The sequence below is a fragment of the Streptomyces sp. NBC_01707 genome (assembly GCF_041438805.1).
GTDB lineage: Bacteria > Actinomycetota > Actinomycetes > Streptomycetales > Streptomycetaceae > Streptomyces.
This window is the reverse complement of sequence record NZ_CP109190.1, coordinates 604,124-619,878: the sequence shown is the minus strand read 5'-3', so window position 1 is coordinate 619,878 and position 15,755 is coordinate 604,124. Positions and strand designations below refer to the sequence as shown.

General features: G+C 68.5%; 13 protein-coding genes. 9 read left to right on the top strand and 4 right to left on the bottom strand.

Features of this window, described 5'->3' with window-relative positions:
* Positions 1-93 precede the first annotated feature (93 nt).
* The gene (locus tag OG963_RS02905) at positions 94-255 is read left to right on the top strand and encodes a hypothetical protein (RefSeq protein ID WP_176902070.1); all 162 of its coding nucleotides are present in this window, start codon (positions 94-96) and stop codon (positions 253-255) included.
* A gap of 274 nt (positions 256-529) precedes the next feature.
* The gene (locus OG963_RS02900) at positions 530-664 is read left to right on the top strand and encodes a hypothetical protein (RefSeq protein ID WP_256327999.1); all 135 of its coding nucleotides are present in this window, start codon (positions 530-532) and stop codon (positions 662-664) included.
* A 144-nt stretch (positions 665-808) separates the two neighbouring features.
* On the opposite strand, the gene OG963_RS02895 is transcribed toward OG963_RS02900, so the two are convergent.
* The gene (locus tag OG963_RS02895; RefSeq protein ID WP_093771287.1) at positions 809-1,648 is read right to left on the bottom strand and encodes a GntR family transcriptional regulator; all 840 of its coding nucleotides are present in this window, start codon (positions 1,646-1,648) and stop codon (positions 809-811) included.
* Positions 1,649-1,909: 261 nt separating this feature from the next.
* Here OG963_RS02895 and OG963_RS02890 point away from each other — a divergent pair, with 261 nt between their 5' ends.
* The 5 genes from OG963_RS02890 (at position 1,910) to OG963_RS02870 (ending at position 8,129) form a co-directional block, all read left to right on the top strand.
* A complete protein-coding gene (locus OG963_RS02890; RefSeq protein WP_371798303.1) occupies positions 1,910-3,172 on the top strand; it encodes an extracellular solute-binding protein in 1,263 nt (420 codons plus the stop codon).
* A 26-nt stretch (positions 3,173-3,198) separates the two neighbouring features.
* Positions 3,199-4,194 carry a carbohydrate ABC transporter permease gene (locus OG963_RS02885; protein ID WP_093771289.1) on the top strand — a complete coding sequence of 332 codons (996 nt, stop codon included), beginning with the start codon at positions 3,199-3,201 and terminating at the stop codon, positions 4,192-4,194.
* Between the two features lie 110 nt (positions 4,195-4,304).
* The gene (locus tag OG963_RS02880) at positions 4,305-5,054 is read left to right on the top strand and encodes a carbohydrate ABC transporter permease (RefSeq protein WP_256328030.1); all 750 of its coding nucleotides are present in this window, start codon (positions 4,305-4,307) and stop codon (positions 5,052-5,054) included.
* Positions 5,055-5,111: 57 nt separating this feature from the next.
* Complete coding sequence (locus OG963_RS02875) at positions 5,112-6,644, top strand: beta-N-acetylhexosaminidase (protein ID WP_093771293.1); 1,533 nt, start codon at positions 5,112-5,114, stop codon at positions 6,642-6,644.
* A gap of 48 nt (positions 6,645-6,692) precedes the next feature.
* Entirely contained in the window at positions 6,693-8,129 is a 1,437-nt protein-coding gene (locus OG963_RS02870; protein ID WP_371798302.1) for a cellulose binding domain-containing protein, read from the top strand.
* A 208-nt stretch (positions 8,130-8,337) separates the two neighbouring features.
* Here the strand turns inward: OG963_RS02870 and fabV are convergent, their stop codons facing one another.
* Positions 8,338-9,549: an enoyl-[acyl-carrier-protein] reductase FabV gene (gene fabV / locus OG963_RS02865; protein ID WP_371798301.1), complete on the bottom strand. Its 1,212-nt coding sequence runs from the start codon at positions 9,547-9,549 to the stop codon at positions 8,338-8,340.
* A 540-nt stretch (positions 9,550-10,089) separates the two neighbouring features.
* On the opposite strand from fabV, the gene OG963_RS02860 reads away from it, so the two are divergent.
* Together OG963_RS02860 and OG963_RS02855 are read left to right on the top strand one after the other, a co-directional pair.
* Positions 10,090-10,893 carry an SDR family oxidoreductase gene (locus tag OG963_RS02860; protein ID WP_371798300.1) on the top strand — a complete coding sequence of 268 codons (804 nt, stop codon included), beginning with the start codon at positions 10,090-10,092 and terminating at the stop codon, positions 10,891-10,893.
* A gap of 410 nt (positions 10,894-11,303) precedes the next feature.
* Positions 11,304-11,477, top strand: coding sequence for a hypothetical protein (locus OG963_RS02855; protein WP_158715936.1), 174 nt, complete (start codon positions 11,304-11,306; stop codon positions 11,475-11,477).
* A gap of 178 nt (positions 11,478-11,655) precedes the next feature.
* Here OG963_RS02855 and OG963_RS02850 read toward each other — a convergent pair whose 3' ends face one another.
* Both OG963_RS02850 and OG963_RS02845 read right to left on the bottom strand, forming a co-directional pair.
* The gene (locus OG963_RS02850) at positions 11,656-14,097 is read right to left on the bottom strand and encodes a phosphoketolase (RefSeq protein WP_371798299.1); all 2,442 of its coding nucleotides are present in this window, start codon (positions 14,095-14,097) and stop codon (positions 11,656-11,658) included.
* 814 nt (positions 14,098-14,911) lie between these two features.
* Complete coding sequence (locus OG963_RS02845) at positions 14,912-15,649, bottom strand: SDR family NAD(P)-dependent oxidoreductase (RefSeq protein WP_218133074.1); 738 nt, start codon at positions 15,647-15,649, stop codon at positions 14,912-14,914.
* Positions 15,650-15,755 lie beyond the last annotated feature (106 nt).

The window sequence follows — 15,755 nt, the reverse complement described above, 5'->3', positions numbered from 1 at the left end:
ACGGCCGTCCGCCGAACGACTGGTGACCCCGCGGTCAAAGGTCTCGTAGACCTGGTCCCAGGCGCAGGAATCGTCGAGGCTGCCTGAGCCGTCATGGCCGGCAGTGGCTTCGACGAACCGGCCACGTTCTCATTCACCGGCGCATCCGCCCTCACTGACGGAGTCGTTCGCACCACCGACACCGGAAGTTGGGGAACCGGAGGCTTCGACGACTTCGTCGACGGAACCTCCGTCTACGACGCCGCCGGGACGTAGCGGTCAACGGCAACTTCGGCCCCTCCGAGTACGCATAGGGGCACTGCATCGTCAAAGTCGCCGTCGATGACGTCCCGAAAGGCGAGAAGTTCCGTCAGGTCGAGGTGCCACACCGGAGGAAGGTCCGGCTCGGCGGCATGGAAGCCGAGGACGGCAAGCTCGCCATCACGCTAGGCCAGACATCACCGCACGACCGGGTTCCGGACCTCATGGCCCGGTGCCCGACTGCGGCCGCCGCCATTTGACGCGCTGCCGCAAACGAGAGGATGACCCTATGACCAGGCACACCGAGCCCTGCGGCGACCGCAGTTGCGTCTGCTACTGCTTCAGCGCCGCCCACTTGTGCGGCTGCGACTGCGGCCACGCCCGCGAGTGCGACTGCCTCGACTGCCTCGAAGAGGACGAGTAGTTCTTCATCGCAGGGACGGCCCCGGACCTCGTGGTCCGGGGCCTTCGCCGTTTCGGCGTGACGTGTGTCCGCCGGCTCGCCGGGGTCGGGCTCCGGCTGCCCCGCCTTCTTCGAACAGTCCGCGAAGTGCCTGACGGACCTGTGCTACCTGCCTGACTGCACATCTCCGACAGTGGACGAGGAGATGGGGTCGCGGTGTGCGAAATCCCCTGGAGGGATGCCGGGATGGTGCTCGCTGCGCGCCTCGGGGTCGGCGGGCGCCGGACCAAGGGTGATCCGGGAGACGATGCGGTAGCGGTCGCCGCGGTAGAGCGAATGGACGTATTCGACGGGGTGCCCTCCGGTGTCGGTGGTGAGCCGCTCGAAGAGCAGGGCGGGGGAGAGTTCGGGCACACCGAGCAGAGCGGCCTCCGCCTGTGTGACGACCGTGGGCTCGATGGCTTGGACCGCCTCATGGACCTGTACCTGGTGATGGTCCCTCAGGTGCTCGTAGAGGTCGCCGGCCTCCAGTTCCTGCTCCGACAGATCGGGTACGAGCTCTGCCGGGATGTGCAGATGCTCGATGGCGATGGGGGCGCCGTCGACCAGTCGAAGCCGTGCGATGTAGACGATCGAGGCCGCGGGGGACAGCTGCAGTTTGCGGCCCACGCGGGCCCCGGCCTGCACGGTCGCGAACTCGAGGAGCCGACTTGACCAGCTGCCGCCGGCCAGAGGCGCGCTCAGCGAATGCTGCCCGGAGACCAGCTCCTGGGTGATCTTCTGCGGAGCGACGAACATGCCGCGGCCGTGCTCGCGCACGAGAAGGCCGGTGGCCACCAGTTCGTCGGCTGCCGCCCGCAGGGTGGGCCGGGAGACGCCGAGCTCGGCGCTGAGTGCGCGCTCCGAAGGGATGGCATCGCCGGGCCTGCGGGCCTCGATCAGCTCCAGGATGTGGTCGCGCACCCGCTCCCGCTTGAGCAGAGTCTCTGGCGCCTTGTTGTCCATGTGTCGCCCTTTCTGGTCTGCCTCAAAGTTAACCAGTTGGTTGCGACGAGCTGCAATCGGCCTGCTGGTCAAACTGCTTCGGAGTCAAAGATCGGGGATGGCTGGTCCCATATTCCCGTCATGGGACGCCAACGGTGGCTTCTGCACGGGTACTTGACGACGTCAGTGGTCTATGCCAACTTCATCCACCACCGATAGGTAAGTTGTCCAGTTGACCACTGGTGGTCAACTGGTTGGAGCCCCGTCCCTCAGAGGTGAACAGTGAAGTTCCGATTGCTTGCCGGCCTTTCCGTGCTCGTGTTGACAGCCGGGCTCAGCGCGTGCAGCTCCTCCGACTCCTCCGATTCCACGGACGGTCCTCAGAAGCTCACCGTGTGGATCATGAAGGACAGTGTCACGGACGACTACCTCAAGCGGTTCAAGGCGGACTTCGAGAAGACCCACAAAGACACCACCCTGGACATCCAGATCCAGGAGTGGGACGGCATCGGGCAGAAGGTCACCGCTGCGCTGGCCAGCAACGACGCCCCGGATGTCATCGAGGTGGGCAACACCCAGGTTGCGCAATACGCCGCCAGCGGCGGCGTCAAGGACTTCACGGACAAGACCTCCGACCTCAAGGGTGAGGACTGGCTGCCGGGTCTCGCCGAACCTGGCCGGATCGACGACAAGCAGTACGGCATCCCCTGGTACGCGGCCAACCGCGTCGTGGTCTACAACAAGGACCTGTTCGAGAAGGCCGGCGTGGACGCGGGCGGCATCAAGACCCGGGAGCAGTGGATCACGGCGACCGAGAAACTCAACAAGGGGGGCAACCAGGGGATTTACCTGCCGGGCCAGAACTGGTACCTGCTGTCGGGGTTCATCTGGGACGAGGGCGGCGACCTCGCCACCGAGTCCGGCGGCACGTGGAAGGGTGCGCTCGACACCCCTGAAGCGGTCAAGGCGATGGAGTACTACAAGCAGCTCCAGGCACTCGGAAAGGGTCCCAAGGACTCTGACGAGGCCAAGCCGCTGCAGCACGACGTCTTTGCCAAGGGCATGGTCGCCCAGGAGATCTCCGTACCCGGCGGCGCCAAGATCATTGAGCAGGCCAACCCCGAGCTGAAGGGGAAGATCGGGTTCTTCCCGATCCCCGGCAAGACGGCCGACAAGCCGGGCTCGGTCGTCCTCGGCGGTTCCGACCTGATCGTCCCCGTGGCCTCCTCCCACCAGGATGCCGCGTACGAGGTGATCAAGGCGCTGGCGGGCGACAAGTGGCAGACCGAGATGGCCAAGATCATGAGCTATGTGCCCAACAGGACCGCGCTCGCCGAAGTCCTCAGCAGTGACGAGGGTGCTTCCGTGATGGCAGCAGCCGCCCCACAGGGTCATGCAACCCCCAACTCGCCCAACTGGGCCGCAGTCGAGGCCAACAACCCGATCAAGGCCTACCAGACGGCCGTACTGACCGGGAGCGACCTGGCGACCGCCGCGAAGAAGGCATCGGACTCCATCACCAAGACCCTGAACACCAAGTCCTGAACCCGTCTCCGAGGAAGGAGTAGGCCGTGACCGCAGCCACGCGGACCGGAACAGCGCCCGACACCCCGCTACCGGAGAAGGCACGGCCTCCCGGTAGGACGCGCACCGCGAGACGACGCACCCCGGCTCGGACGACAAGCGCCGGCCTCTGGCCCTATCTGCTCGTCGCACCCACCGTCGTCGGCGCCGCCTATCTGCTCGTATATCCACTGATCCGCAATGTGGTCATCTCCTTCCAGCACTTCGGCATGGGCGAACTCATCCGCGGCGGCCCCGGCTTCGCAGGATGGGACAACTACCGGGAGATCCTCGGCGGGGACGAGTTCTGGTCGGTGGTGCGCCGCACATTCCTGTGGACGGCTGTCAACGTCGTACTGATCATGGTGCTGTCCACCCTCGTCGCGTTGATGCTCCAGCGCCTGGGCGCGCGCATGCGGACCGTCGTGATGAGCGGTCTGGTGCTGGCCTGGGCCACCCCGCAGATCGCCGCGACCACTGTCTTTCAGTGGCTCTTCCAGTCCCAGTTGGGTGTCGTCAACTGGCTGCTCGTACGGATCGGGTTCGACTCCTTCGAGGGCTACACCTGGTTCGCCCACGGCCCGGCCACTTTCACCATCCTGGTGATCCTCGTCGTCTGGCAGTCGGTGCCGTTCGCCGCGATCACCCTGCACTCGGCCTTGACGACCGTTCCCGTCGAGGTCTTCGAGTCGGCCCGGATCGACGGCGCCGGCGCCGCCCGCATCTTCCGATCCATCACCCTGCCGATGCTCCGCCCGATCTTCGGGCTCGTCCTGTGTCTCGAAATCATCTGGGTCTTCCGATGCTTCGCCCAGATCTGGGCCATCAGCCAGGGTGGCCCGGACACCGCCACCACGACCCTGCCCATCTACGCCTTCCAGGTCGCCCAGTCCTTGCACCGCTACGACCTGGCCGGCGCCGCCTCCACCATCACCGTGCTTCTGCTCGTCGCCGTACTCATCGCCTACTTCCGCCAGATGTTCAAGCAGGAGGCTGAACTGTGAGCCTCACAGCGATACGTGCAAGCAGCGTCCGGAGCCGCTTTCTCCGCAGGCTCCCGCTCAACGCCACGGCCCTCGTCGTGTTCGCGCTCTCCATCTTCCCCGTGTACTGGATGGCGCTCACCGCCTTCAAGCCCACGGAGGACATCACCGCCGACACACCGGTCTTCCTGCCCACCCACCTCACCTTCGACCACTTCACCGAGGCCGTGCAGGCGGACGGCTTCTGGACGTTCTGGCGCAACAGTCTCACCGTCACGCTCGGCGGAGTGCTGCTCGCCCTCGTCGTGGCCCTCGGTGCGGCCTTCGCCGTGGCACGGATGAAGTGGCGGGGGCGGCGCAGCTTCATCCTCATGGTGTTCATCGCCCAAGTGGCTCCCTGGGAAGCCATGCTGATCCCGATGTACCTCATCGCCCGCGACACCGGCATGCTCGACAAGCTGTCGATGCTCACCCTGATCTACTTCATGATCACGCTGCCCTTCACCGTCGTGACACTACGCAGCTTCCTCACCGCGATCCCCGTCGAACTGGAGGAGGCGGCACAGGTCGATGGCTGCACCCGCACCCAGGCCTTCCGCCGCGTCACCCTCCCGCTCCTCGCTCCCGGCCTGCTCGCCACCTCGCTCTTCGGATTCATCACCGCCTGGAACGAGTTCGCCTTCGCCAACATGCTGATCATCAAGAACCAGGACGACCGCACCCTGCCCGTCTGGCTGTCCTCGTTCTCGAATGTCTTCGGCACCGACTGGGGCGCCACCATGGCGGCCTCCACACTCTTCGCGCTCCCCGTCCTCATCCTCTTCCTGGCCCTCCAGCGACGCGTTTCGACCGGGATGACCGGCGGCGCAGTCAAGGGCTGACCTCGGCCATACCCCTGCCCGCGAGGACCGCACCCTGCCAGCACCGGAGGCCGACCCATGCCCGCGCACACCGACTTCCCGCTCATTCCCCGACCCAGCAAGCTCTCCGCCAGGGCAGGCAGCTTCACCCTCGACGCGGACACGTCCATACGGGCTGCCCCGGGCACCGAGGGCGCCGCAGACCTCCTGCGCTCCTTCCTCGCCCCGGCCACCGGGCTGCCACTGCTTCCCTCCCCGAACGGGCAGTTAGGCCTCCTCCTCGACCCGCAGATGGGCAGGCTCGGAGACGAGGCCTACGGGCTCACCATCGCACCGCACGCCCTGCTCCTGCGCGCCGCACACGAAACCGGACTCCTGCACGGCATCCAGACCATCCGCCAACTGCTGCCGTCCGAAGCCCTGCTGGACACCCCGCAGCGCCGTAGCTCCTGGCAGCTGCCCTGCGTCGAGATCACCGATGCTCCGCGGCATCTCTGGCGCGGAGCGATGCTCGATGTGGCCCGCCACTTCCAGCCGGTCTCCTTCGTACGCCGCTACGTGGACCTGCTGGCCTTCCACAAACTCAACGTCCTGCAGCTGCACCTCACCGACGACCAGGGCTGGCGCATGCCGGTCTCGGCCTACCCCGGACTCACCGACATCGGTGGCCACCGGGCCCAGTCGATGATCGGCCCCTCGGGGAGCGGGGTGTACGACGGGACGCCGCACGGCGGCAGCTACACCCGGCGGGAGCTCAGCGAACTTGTCGCGTACGCCGCCTCGCGGGGCGTCACCATCGTGCCCGAGATCGGGATGCCCGGACATGCCCGGGCGGCTGTCGCCGCCTACCCCGAGCTGGGCAACCGCCCCGAGCGGCACCTGGGTGTATGGACCGAGTGGGGCGTGTGCGACACCACTCTCGGCGTCCACGACCTGGTCCTGGACTTCTGCCGCACCGTCCTCGAAGAGGTCATGGACGTCTTCCCGGCTACACATGTCCACGTCGGCGGCGACGAGTGCCCCACCGTCGAATGGGCGGCCTCCGCGGACGCACTGCGCAGGGTTGAGGACGAGGGACTGGAGGGCCCCGAAGCACTGCACGGCTGGTTCATGGGCCGCATCGGGAAATTCCTGACCAGCCACGGCCGGCGCCCCATGGGCTGGGCCGAGACCGGCACCGTACTGCCGCCCGAGTTCACCGTGTCGACCTGGCGCGACCCGTCGCACGGCCTCGCCGCGGCGAGGCGCGGCCAGCAGGTCGTGATGGCCCACTACCGCTCCACCTACCTCGACTACGCCCAGTCCGACGACCTCACCGAACCACCCGGCCAGCCCGGCGCCGTCGTCGACCTGAAGTCCGTGCACACCTACCGCCCCGTGCCGGCCGACTGGGAGGACGAAGCCGCAGCACAGGTGATCGGTACCCAGGCCCAGCTGTGGACCGAGTTCGCCGCCACCCCCGCACACCTGGAATACCTCAGCTTCCCCCGGCTGTGCGCGCTGGCCGACCGCGCCTGGTCGGACGAGCCCGGCTGGGCGGACTTCCTCGCCCGGTTGCGGCTGCACGAAGGCCGCCTGGACGCGCTCGACGTCCGGTACCGCCCCCTGTAGGTGCCGCGCGAGAATCCCCCGCAACCCCCCATAAAGGAGAGCACCGTAGTGACAACACGAGCGAAGAACCGTCTGCGCACCGTCGCGGCAGCCGCCGCCGCGGTGAGCCTCGGCTGCGCAGGACTGATTGCGCTGCCGTCCACCGCCAGCGCGGCCGGAGGACTCACGGTCCAGTACAAGACCGGCGCATCGGGTGCCACGGCCGACCAGAGCGAGCCCTGGCTGAAGGTCATCAACTCCGGCAACAGTTCCCTGCAGCTCAGCCAGGTCAAGGTCCGCTACTACTTCAAGGCGGACTCGGCGGACGCCACGTACAGGTTCGCCTGTTCCTGGGCGGTCAAGGGGTGCGCCAACGTCACGGGAACCTTCGGAACCCTGGCCCATCCGACCGCCACCGCCGATCGCTACCTCGAGGTCGGCTTCACCTCGGGGGCAGGATCCCTCGCGGCGGGCGCCGACAGCGGAGATCTGCAGCTGCGCTTCTATCAGTCCAACTGGCAGAGCGTGAAGCAGAGCGACGACTACTCCTTCGGAGCCGCACAGAACTCGTACGGGGACTGGAACAAGGTCACCGCCCAGGTCGGCTCCAGCCTCGAGTGGGGCACCGCCCCCGAAGGCAACGACCCCGGCGGCCCCACCGACCCGCCCACCGACCCGCCCACCGATCCGCCGGGCGACGGCGCCACGCTCTTCGACGACTTCAACTACACCAGCCACAGCGACGCAAAGCTGTCGGAGCACGGCTGGAACGTACGCTCCAACGCAGGCGGCCCCGGAGTCCCCGGCGCGACCTGGTCGCCGCAGAACGTCACCTTCTCCGCCGTGTGCGGCAACTCCCTGATGAACCTGGAGACCTCGTCGTCCGGGACCGGCGAGTCCACCCAACAGACCGAAGTCCTCACCAAGTCGATGAAGTTCAGGAACGGCACCTATGCGGCCCGGGTGAAGTTCAGCGACGCGCCGAAGTCGGGGCCCGACGGCGACCACCTCGTCCAGACCTTCTTCACCATCAACGACCTCAAGGCGCCGATGGCCGACGACTACTCGGAGTACGACTTCGAGTACCTGCCCAACGGCGGCTGGGGGGAGTCGGGCAACATCCTCTACACGACATCCTGGGAGACGTACAACCCGGACCCCTGGCAGGCCGTCAACCAGCACACAGAATCACGTCAGAGTTTCACCGGCTGGCACGACCTGGTGCTGACCATCGACAACAGCACCATCAAGTACTACATCGACGGACAGCTGTTCGGCACGCATGACGCCGCGTATCTCCCCGAGCGTGGCATGTCGATCAACTTCAACCAGTGGCTGATCGACCTCAACGGCCAGACCAGCACCACCGCGCGCGCGTACGACGAGGGTGTCGACTACGTCCTGCACGTCAAGGACCAGGTACTCACCCCCGCCCAGGTGGCCGCCAAGATCAACGCCTACCGGCAGGCAGGCACCACCTTCGAGGACACCGTTCCGGCGAGCTGACCGTGCGGGAGCGGGCGTCCGCAACGGGCGCCCGCTCCTGTGGCGCCGCATGCCTGGCAGGGCGGTTCCTCGGATCCGGAGGCCTGCCGGAGCGCGTCGTGGGCGGTGGCGTGGCCGCCGCGTCGGGTGTGGAGGTCTTCTCGGAGGCGCTGCTGCCGGCGGACCAGGGTGTCGTCGGACGGCGCGTGCACGGCGTTCCTCCTGGGTGTCAGGAGGTGGGCTGGGGCCAAGGGACATCGGTCTCGACGGGCGCGGCGTAGTCGATGCCTGGCACGGCGAAGCCGTAGAGCTGCCGTACCTGGACGGTGAACCAGTCGAGGTCGGCGAGGGCCGGGATGTTCTCGGTGGTGGCGGTCTGCCAGCGTTCGGCGACGGCCTCCTGGACGGCGGGGGTCAGTTCCCACGTGTCGAGGCGGACGCGCCCCTCGCCATCGACGTCGAGGGGAGTGACGCCGGTGAGTTGGTCCCAGAGCTGGGTGAGCTGGTCGATCGGCGGAACCATGGCGTCGTCGAGAACGCCGCGCAGCAGCCCGACGTAGAGCGCGATACCGGGGATGGCCGTGCTGGACTGCGTGACAGCGGCCCCGTTCACGGAGGTGAGGGCGCGGCCGTCGACTTCCTCGGCGAGCCAGTCGTTCAGGTCGCGGGCGGTCTGCTCCAGGTGGGCCTTGGCCGCACCGATGGTGCCCTGCCGGTAGATCGCGGCCGTCAGCGGCGATCCGATGTAGGACAGGGCCACGGTCTTGAAGCCCTGCGCCAACAGGTCGCGCCCGGCGAGGTGACCGATCCAGCGGGCCCAGTCCCTGCCACCCATGACGGCAACGGTCTGTTGGATGTCGTCGCCCTCGGCCGGCCCGGTCTCCACGGTCGTGATCTCGGGTACCCCTTCGCCGTCGAAGACGAGGGTCTTGGTGCGGTACGCCTCACCGATCGGCTTGAGTACGGACGCGTACGTGACACCGGTTTCCGGATCGGTGCGGCGCGGGGCTGCGACGGAGTAGACGAGGTAGTCGAGCTTTCCGCCGAACCGCTTGTCGAGCAGATCGGCGACCTCGTCCTTCAGGGCGTCGGAGAACGCGTCGCCGTTGAGGAACACGAAGTCTCTCCCGGCCTTCGCGGCCAGCTCGGCCGTCGCAGCAGTCCGGTACCAGCCGGCCGTACCGGTCCGGCGGGCGGGCGCCTTCTCGAAGGACACCCCGATCCCACGGACACCGGCCCTGGCAAGTCCCGCGACCGTGGCGGCCAACCCGTATCCGGCGGACGAGCCGATCACGAGCGCGACGGGCGCCTCGTCCGCACTGTCCCGCACCGGTTCGGGCACAGCCTGCCACATGTCGTCGACGAGTCGCCTGCAGCCGGCAGGGTGGGAGTCGAGGAAGAGGAATCCGCGCGAGCGGGAACTGACGATGCGTTCAGTCATGAGCTGTCCTTGCCGGTCGACGTGTCCACGGTCGCGGCGACCACCAGAACGCCCACCGCGTCCTGCAAGTCTCGGACCGTGCGCATCCACGCAGTCACCTCATCGGGGACAGTAATGACGACGCGATCTTGGAGGGTCTCCACCACTTCGACCTGAGCGAGACCGTTCACGCCCGGTCCCGCCTCCAGCACCCGATGCCGCCGAACACTCGGTCACCGACCTGCCCGTGACCGCGGCAAGGACCTCAGCGATCGTCCGGGCGATCACGTGCCCGCCCCGGTGCCGATCCGGGACAGCAGCGCACCGGGATCACCGGGATTCCGCGGTGCCCATCGAGGCGGACGGCCGGTGGGAGCCCTGGGCCTGTCCGCACGCTCACGCCCGCCGTTCGGGCGAACGAAGCGGGTGACGGGACAGCGCCCGGCCCGCCGGACGGCCCGGCAAGGGGAGCATCCGCGGGCCTTTCGGGTACGACTCGTTCCGGCACCGGACTCGGCCACCACGGGTCGACGGCACACGAGCGGGAGGAACGGAATCACCATGCACGGCACCCAGGGGACCAGGAATGCCCGCACTGCGGGCCGGGACGGATCCGCGGCGCACGCCGGCGTGGCGCTGGTGACCGGGGCGTCCAGTGGGATCGGTGCCGCCATCGCCCGGGCGCTGGCCAGGGAAGGCTTCGCGCTCGCGCTGGTCGCCCGCCGCGCCGACCGGCTGGCGGAGATTGCCACGGCCCTCGGGGAGCGGGGGAGCGGTGCGGCCATCGAGCTGACCGCCGACCTCTGTGACGCAGCACAGGCGGCCGTGGCCGTCGAGCAGACCGTGGACCGCTTCGGCCGGCTCGACGTCCTCGTCAACAACGCCGGCTTCAGCATGCGCAGCCCGGTACTGGACAGCGATCCCGAGGACTGGGACCGGATGGTCGACCTCAACCTCAGGGCGGTGCTGCGGATGTCCCACGCCGCGCTCCCGCACCTGCTGCGCGCGGCGGACGCGGGGCCCCGGGGCGTCGCGGACCTGGTGAACGTCAGCTCGGTCGCCGGCCGGGTACCCCGCAAGGACAACAGCGTGTACTCGGCGACCAAGCACGCGGTGTGCGTGTTCAGCGAGGTGCTCCGCCAGGAGGTGACCGGGCGAGGCGTCCGGGTCGGTCTCGTCGAACCGGGCATGACCAGGACGGAGATGACCATCGGCGGTGGCCGGACGTCGGTCCCCCAGAGTCCGCCGCAGGACAGCTGGCTCCGGGCCGAGGACGTCGCCCGGACCGTCGTCTTCATGGTCACCCAGCCGGCGCACGTCGCGATCAACGAGATCATGGTCCGGCCGACCGCCCAGGAGCGCTGACCGGCGCAGTGTTCGTGGAGTCCCCGGCCGGACGGCGGCCGCCATTCCGTGCGATTCCTGCTCCTCGCCGACACCCGCCTGTCCCCGCGAGACATGGCCCTCCCGCACCGGCCGCTCGATGAGGCCGCGCAGACGTGGTCGTCCACGCCGGCGACCGGGTCGGCACCTCGACCCTGGACTGCCGGGCCTGGACCGAGGGACTGATCGGCGCGTACGGCAACAACGCGGACAGGGTGGCGGCCGGGTGGGCGAGACGTCCTCCATTCGGCCCGCAGTGGTTGCTGCAGCGCGTAGTTGGGGGTGGGCTGTCAGTGCGCCTGGCGATAGTCGCGGGCGCCAAGAGGGCGGGGACGGCTCCTGCCGAACGAGCGGGGCACCCCAACCGACCTACACGAGACTTGGAGATTCCCATGCCCTATCGCAAGGGACAGTACGTGGAGTACCGGGACCAGCAGGACGAGCTTCAGCGGGGCGAGATCCGCAGTGCCGAGGGCAGCGGGGCGCAGGCTCGCTATGCCGTCCAGAACGAGGCGACCATGCGCGAGGACAAGGTCAGCGAGAACCAGATCGAGCGGGAGCTGTAACCAGCTGCCCTGCTGACCCGGCCGCCGTTGCACCGAGCCAAGTGCAACGGCGGCTGTCTTCTTCGTCTTTGAGCCCGGTCTCGTCGCGCCACCGGACCCGCACGCTTGAAAGTTTGCGGGTCGCGCGACCGGAATCACCGTCCCGGACGTCCCCGCCTCCGACGGCTGTCGGCGGATGTCACCGAGCGGTCGCCTGCGGCTTCTCGGCGGGCGTGTTCGGTCCCGGGACCGCCGACCACTGCCAGTCGCGGACCTCGGGGAGGTCCTCGCCATGGGTGCGGACGTAGTGGCGGTGCTCGATCAGCTTGTTGCGCAATTCCTCCCGCCGGTGTGCGGAGATCCCCTGCAGCCGGGGCACCCGGTCGATGACGTCGATGGCCAGGTCGAACCGGTCGATCCGGTTGAGTACGCACATGTCGAAGGGGGTGGTGGTGGTGCCCTCCTCGAGGTAGCCACGGACGTGCAGCTGGTCGTGGTTGGTACGCCGGTAGGTCAGGCGATGGATCAGCCACGGGTACCCGTGGTAGGCGAAGATGACCGGCCGGTCGGTGGTGAACAACGCGTCGAACTCCTGGTCCGACAGCCCGTGCGGGTGTTCCCGTTCACTCTGCAGCCGCATCAGGTCCACCACGTTCACCACCCGCACCCGCAGGTCCGGGAACCAGCCGCGCAGGATCTCGGCCGCGGCCAGGGTCTCCATCGTGGGTATGTCCCCGGCGCAACCCAGTACCACGTCGGGCTCGACGCCGGCGTCCGTGCTGGCCCAGTCCCAGATCCCGATGCCCTTGGTGCAGTGCACGATGGCGTCGTCCATGTCCAGGTACTGCAGTTGGGGCTGCTTGCCGGCGACGATCACGTTGACGTACTGCTTGCTCCGCAGGCAGTGGTCGACCGTGGACAGCAGAGTGTTGGCGTCCGGCGGCAGGTAGACCCGGATCACGTCGGCCTTCTTGTTCACCACATGGTCGATGAAGCCCGGATCCTGGTGGGAGAACCCGTTGTGGTCCTGCCGCCACACATGGCTGCTCAGCAGGTAGTTGAGAGAGGCGATGGGGCGCCGCCATTCGATGCCCTCGGTGGTCTTGAGCCACTTGGCGTGCTGGTTGAACATCGAGTCGACGATGTGGATGAAGGCCTCGTAGCAGGAGAAGAACCCGTGCCGGCCGGTCAGCAGATAGCCCTCCAGCCAGCCCTGACAGGTGTGCTCGGAAAGGATCTCCATCAGCCGTCCGTCGACGCCGAGGCCCACGTCGTCCGGCTGCATCCGGGCCACCCAGGTCCGTTGCGTGGCCTCGAGGACGGCGCCCAGCCGATTGGAGTTGTTCTCGTCGGGCGCCAGGACCCGGAAGTTGGTCATGTTGCGGCGCATCACGTCCCGCAGGAAGGTGCCCAGGACCCGGGTCGACTCCACCGCTCCCGTGCCGGGTGACTCGACCGGCACCGCGTAGTCGCGGAAGTCCGGCATCCGTAGGTCGCGCAGCAGCACGCCGCCGTTGGCGTGCGGGTTGGCGCTCATCCGCCGGTCACCCATCGGGTGCAGGTCGCGGATCTCGGGTACCGGGGCGCCGGATTCGTCGAACAGTTCCTCGGGGTGGTAGCTGCGCATCCACTGCTCCAGGACCGCCCGGTGTGCGGCGTCGCCGCGGGCGTTGCTGAACGGCACCTGGTGCGAGCGCCAGGAGCCCTCCACCTTCAGCCCGTCGACCTCCTTGGGGCCGGTCCAGCCCTTCGGCGTGCGCAGGACGATCATCGGCCAGCGGGGGCGCTCGGTGACTCCGTCGTGGCGGGCGCGCCGCTGGATCCGTGCGATCTCGTCGAGGCACCGGTCGACGGTGGCCGCGAAGTCCTGGTGCATCCGTTCCGGGTCGGAACCCTCTACGAGATGGGGGACGTAGCCGTAGCCGCGCAGCAGTTGGTCCAGTTCCTCGGGTTCGATGCGGGCGAGCACGGTCGGGCTGGCGATCTTGTAACCGTTGAGGTGCAGGATCGGCAGCACCGCGCCGTCGCGCTGCGGGTCGAGGAACTTGTTGGAGTGCCAGCTGGTCGCCAGCGGTCCCGTCTCCGCCTCTCCGTCGCCGACGACCGCGGCGACGATGAGCCGGGGGTTGTCGAACGCGGCGCCGTAGGCGTGCGACAGGGCGTATCCGAGCTCGCCGCCCTCGTGGATCGATCCCGGAGTCTCCGGGGCCACATGGCTGGGGATGCCGCCGGGGAAGGAGAACTGGGTGAACAGCTTCTTCAGCCCGGCCGTGTCCTGGGACACGTCGGCGTAGACCTCGCTGTAGGTGCCTTCCAGCCATGCCGCCGCCACCGGTCCCGGCCCGCCGTGACCGGGACCCATCACGTAGATCATGTCCAGGTCGCGCTGGGTGATGCAGCGGTTGAGGTGCGCGTAGATGAAGTTGAGCCCCGGGGTGGTGCCCCAGTGCCCGAGCAGTCGGGGCTTCACATGTTCGGGGCGCAGCGGTTCATGCAGCAGCGGGTTGTCCATCAGGTAGATCTCGCCGACGGACAGATAGTTCGCCGCCCGCCACCACGCGTGGATCCGGTGCAGTTGCTCCGGATCGAGCGGGCCCGCGACGACCGGGGCCGCCATCGTCCGCGTTCCGTCCATGTCCATCCCAACCTTCCCTTCGGTACAGCTCGGCTGTCACGACCGGGGAGTGCAGCGCCCTGACGGCGGACCGTCGGCCCACGGCAGGATCAGCGGTGAACAACGGCAGGCGAGCTGTCCACGAGGGTCGCGCCTCGCCCCTCGTGGTGACGACGAGGCCGACGGCTTCGCAGGCTCGTCCCGCGGCCGTCGGGAAGCTTGGGCAGACGGTGTCTGCGCCTGAGCGGTGACCTGCCGGTGTCCCCGCAGACGTCGAATCGGTGGCGCCCACGGCGGCGGACGCGTTCTCGGCGCCACGGGCAGACAGCGGACAGGTCCAGCGCCTCCGCTCGGAGCCGCCCGACCCTTGCCAGGAGGTTCTCGCAGCCGGTTGTCGCACCGTGGGCAACGGTGCCCGGGGCCGGATCGGGCGGTAACGACGACCCCCAGCTCGTCGAGCACACCGGCCCATTCCTTCCCAGCGTGAATCCTCGCCCGACCGGGCGCAACCGTGCCCCGCATCGTCCTGCCCGGCACGGGATCCCGACCGTCACGGGTGACCATGACCGTTGTGGCGGGCGCTCCCACGGTCCGCGCCGCTGCCGACGTCGCTCCTTCCGGCGTCCGCGACGGAGCGACCGTGAGCAGCAGGTCCGTGCCAGGGTCGGCGGGGACGCGGCGTGGTCGCGTCGGGTGGGCGCCGGTTTCGCTGGTGGGGCGGGGCCGGCCAGGGGTCGGCGGGCGGTGCGCGGGGTCGTACGGACCGCCGGGCACCCCGGCACACCGTGGACCCGAGGCGATGCCCTGGGGTGCGGGCCCGGTGGTGGGCCCGCACCCGGGTTCAGCGGGTCTGGTCGGTCGGGCGGATGAGGATCTCGTTGACGGCCACGTGTGCGGGCTGGGTGAGTGCGTACACGACGGCGGCGGCGATGTCCTCGGGTTGGAGGGTCCGCATGGACTCGGCCATGTCCTTGGCTGCGGCCTGGATGTTCGGGTCGGTGATGTGGCTGGTCAGTTCGGTCGAGACGAATCCGGGCTCGACGACGACGACGCGCACGCCGTGCGTGGTGACCTCCTGGCGCAGCGCCTCCGCGAAGGCGGTGATGCCGAACTTGGTGGCCGCGTACACACCGCTCGCGGCGGAGGAGATGCGTCCCGAAGTCGAGGAGATCTGCACCACGGCGCCCTTGGATTCCAGCAGGTGCGGCAGCGCGGCGTGGACGGTGTACATCGAGCCGAGCAGGTTCGTCTCGATCATGCGCGTCCACTCCGTGGTGTCCGCGCCGAGGATCGCCCCACTGAGCATGATGCCGGCGTTGTTCACCACGGCGTCGAGTGCGCCGAAGCGCTCGACGGTCGCCGCGACCGCCTCCTGCACCGACTGCTCGTCGGTGACGTCCAGCTCAACGACCAGGATCTCGCCGGGGGCGTCCTGGGCCAAATCCTTCAGGCGGTCGGCCCGGCGGGCGCCGACGGCCACCCGCGCGCCCGCCTCGGACAGGGCGAGCGCCGTGGCCCGGCCGATGCCCGAGGACGCGCCGGTGACCAGGACGACCTTTCCTTCAAGGGTGTCGCTCACGTTTTCCTCCCAGGAATGCGTGGTGAGAAGGGGTGATACGCCGGGCTGTCCTCTCGGCGGATCACCCGGTGACCGACAGGCATAAAGTGACCGTCGAGTCATGTTG

What these genes read in the sequence shown, in the direction of transcription:
- OG963_RS02905 (WP_176902070.1), top strand. Translation starts at nt 94, where the DNA reads ATGGCCGGCAGTGGCTTCGACGAACCGGCCACGTTCTCATTCACCGGC.
- OG963_RS02900 (WP_256327999.1), top strand. Translation starts at nt 530, where the DNA reads ATGACCAGGCACACCGAGCCCTGCGGCGACCGCAGTTGCGTCTGCTAC.
- OG963_RS02895 (WP_093771287.1), bottom strand. Translation starts at nt 1,648, where the DNA reads ATGGACAACAAGGCGCCAGAGACTCTGCTCAAGCGGGAGCGGGTGCGC.
- OG963_RS02880 (WP_256328030.1), top strand. Translation starts at nt 4,305, where the DNA reads ATGGCGCTCACCGCCTTCAAGCCCACGGAGGACATCACCGCCGACACA.
- OG963_RS02875 (WP_093771293.1), top strand. Translation starts at nt 5,112, where the DNA reads ATGCCCGCGCACACCGACTTCCCGCTCATTCCCCGACCCAGCAAGCTC.
- fabV (WP_371798301.1), bottom strand. Translation starts at nt 9,549, where the DNA reads ATGACTGAACGCATCGTCAGTTCCCGCTCGCGCGGATTCCTCTTCCTC.
- OG963_RS02860 (WP_371798300.1), top strand. Translation starts at nt 10,090, where the DNA reads ATGCACGGCACCCAGGGGACCAGGAATGCCCGCACTGCGGGCCGGGAC.
- OG963_RS02855 (WP_158715936.1), top strand. Translation starts at nt 11,304, where the DNA reads ATGCCCTATCGCAAGGGACAGTACGTGGAGTACCGGGACCAGCAGGAC.
- OG963_RS02850 (WP_371798299.1), bottom strand. Translation starts at nt 14,097, where the DNA reads ATGGACATGGACGGAACGCGGACGATGGCGGCCCCGGTCGTCGCGGGC.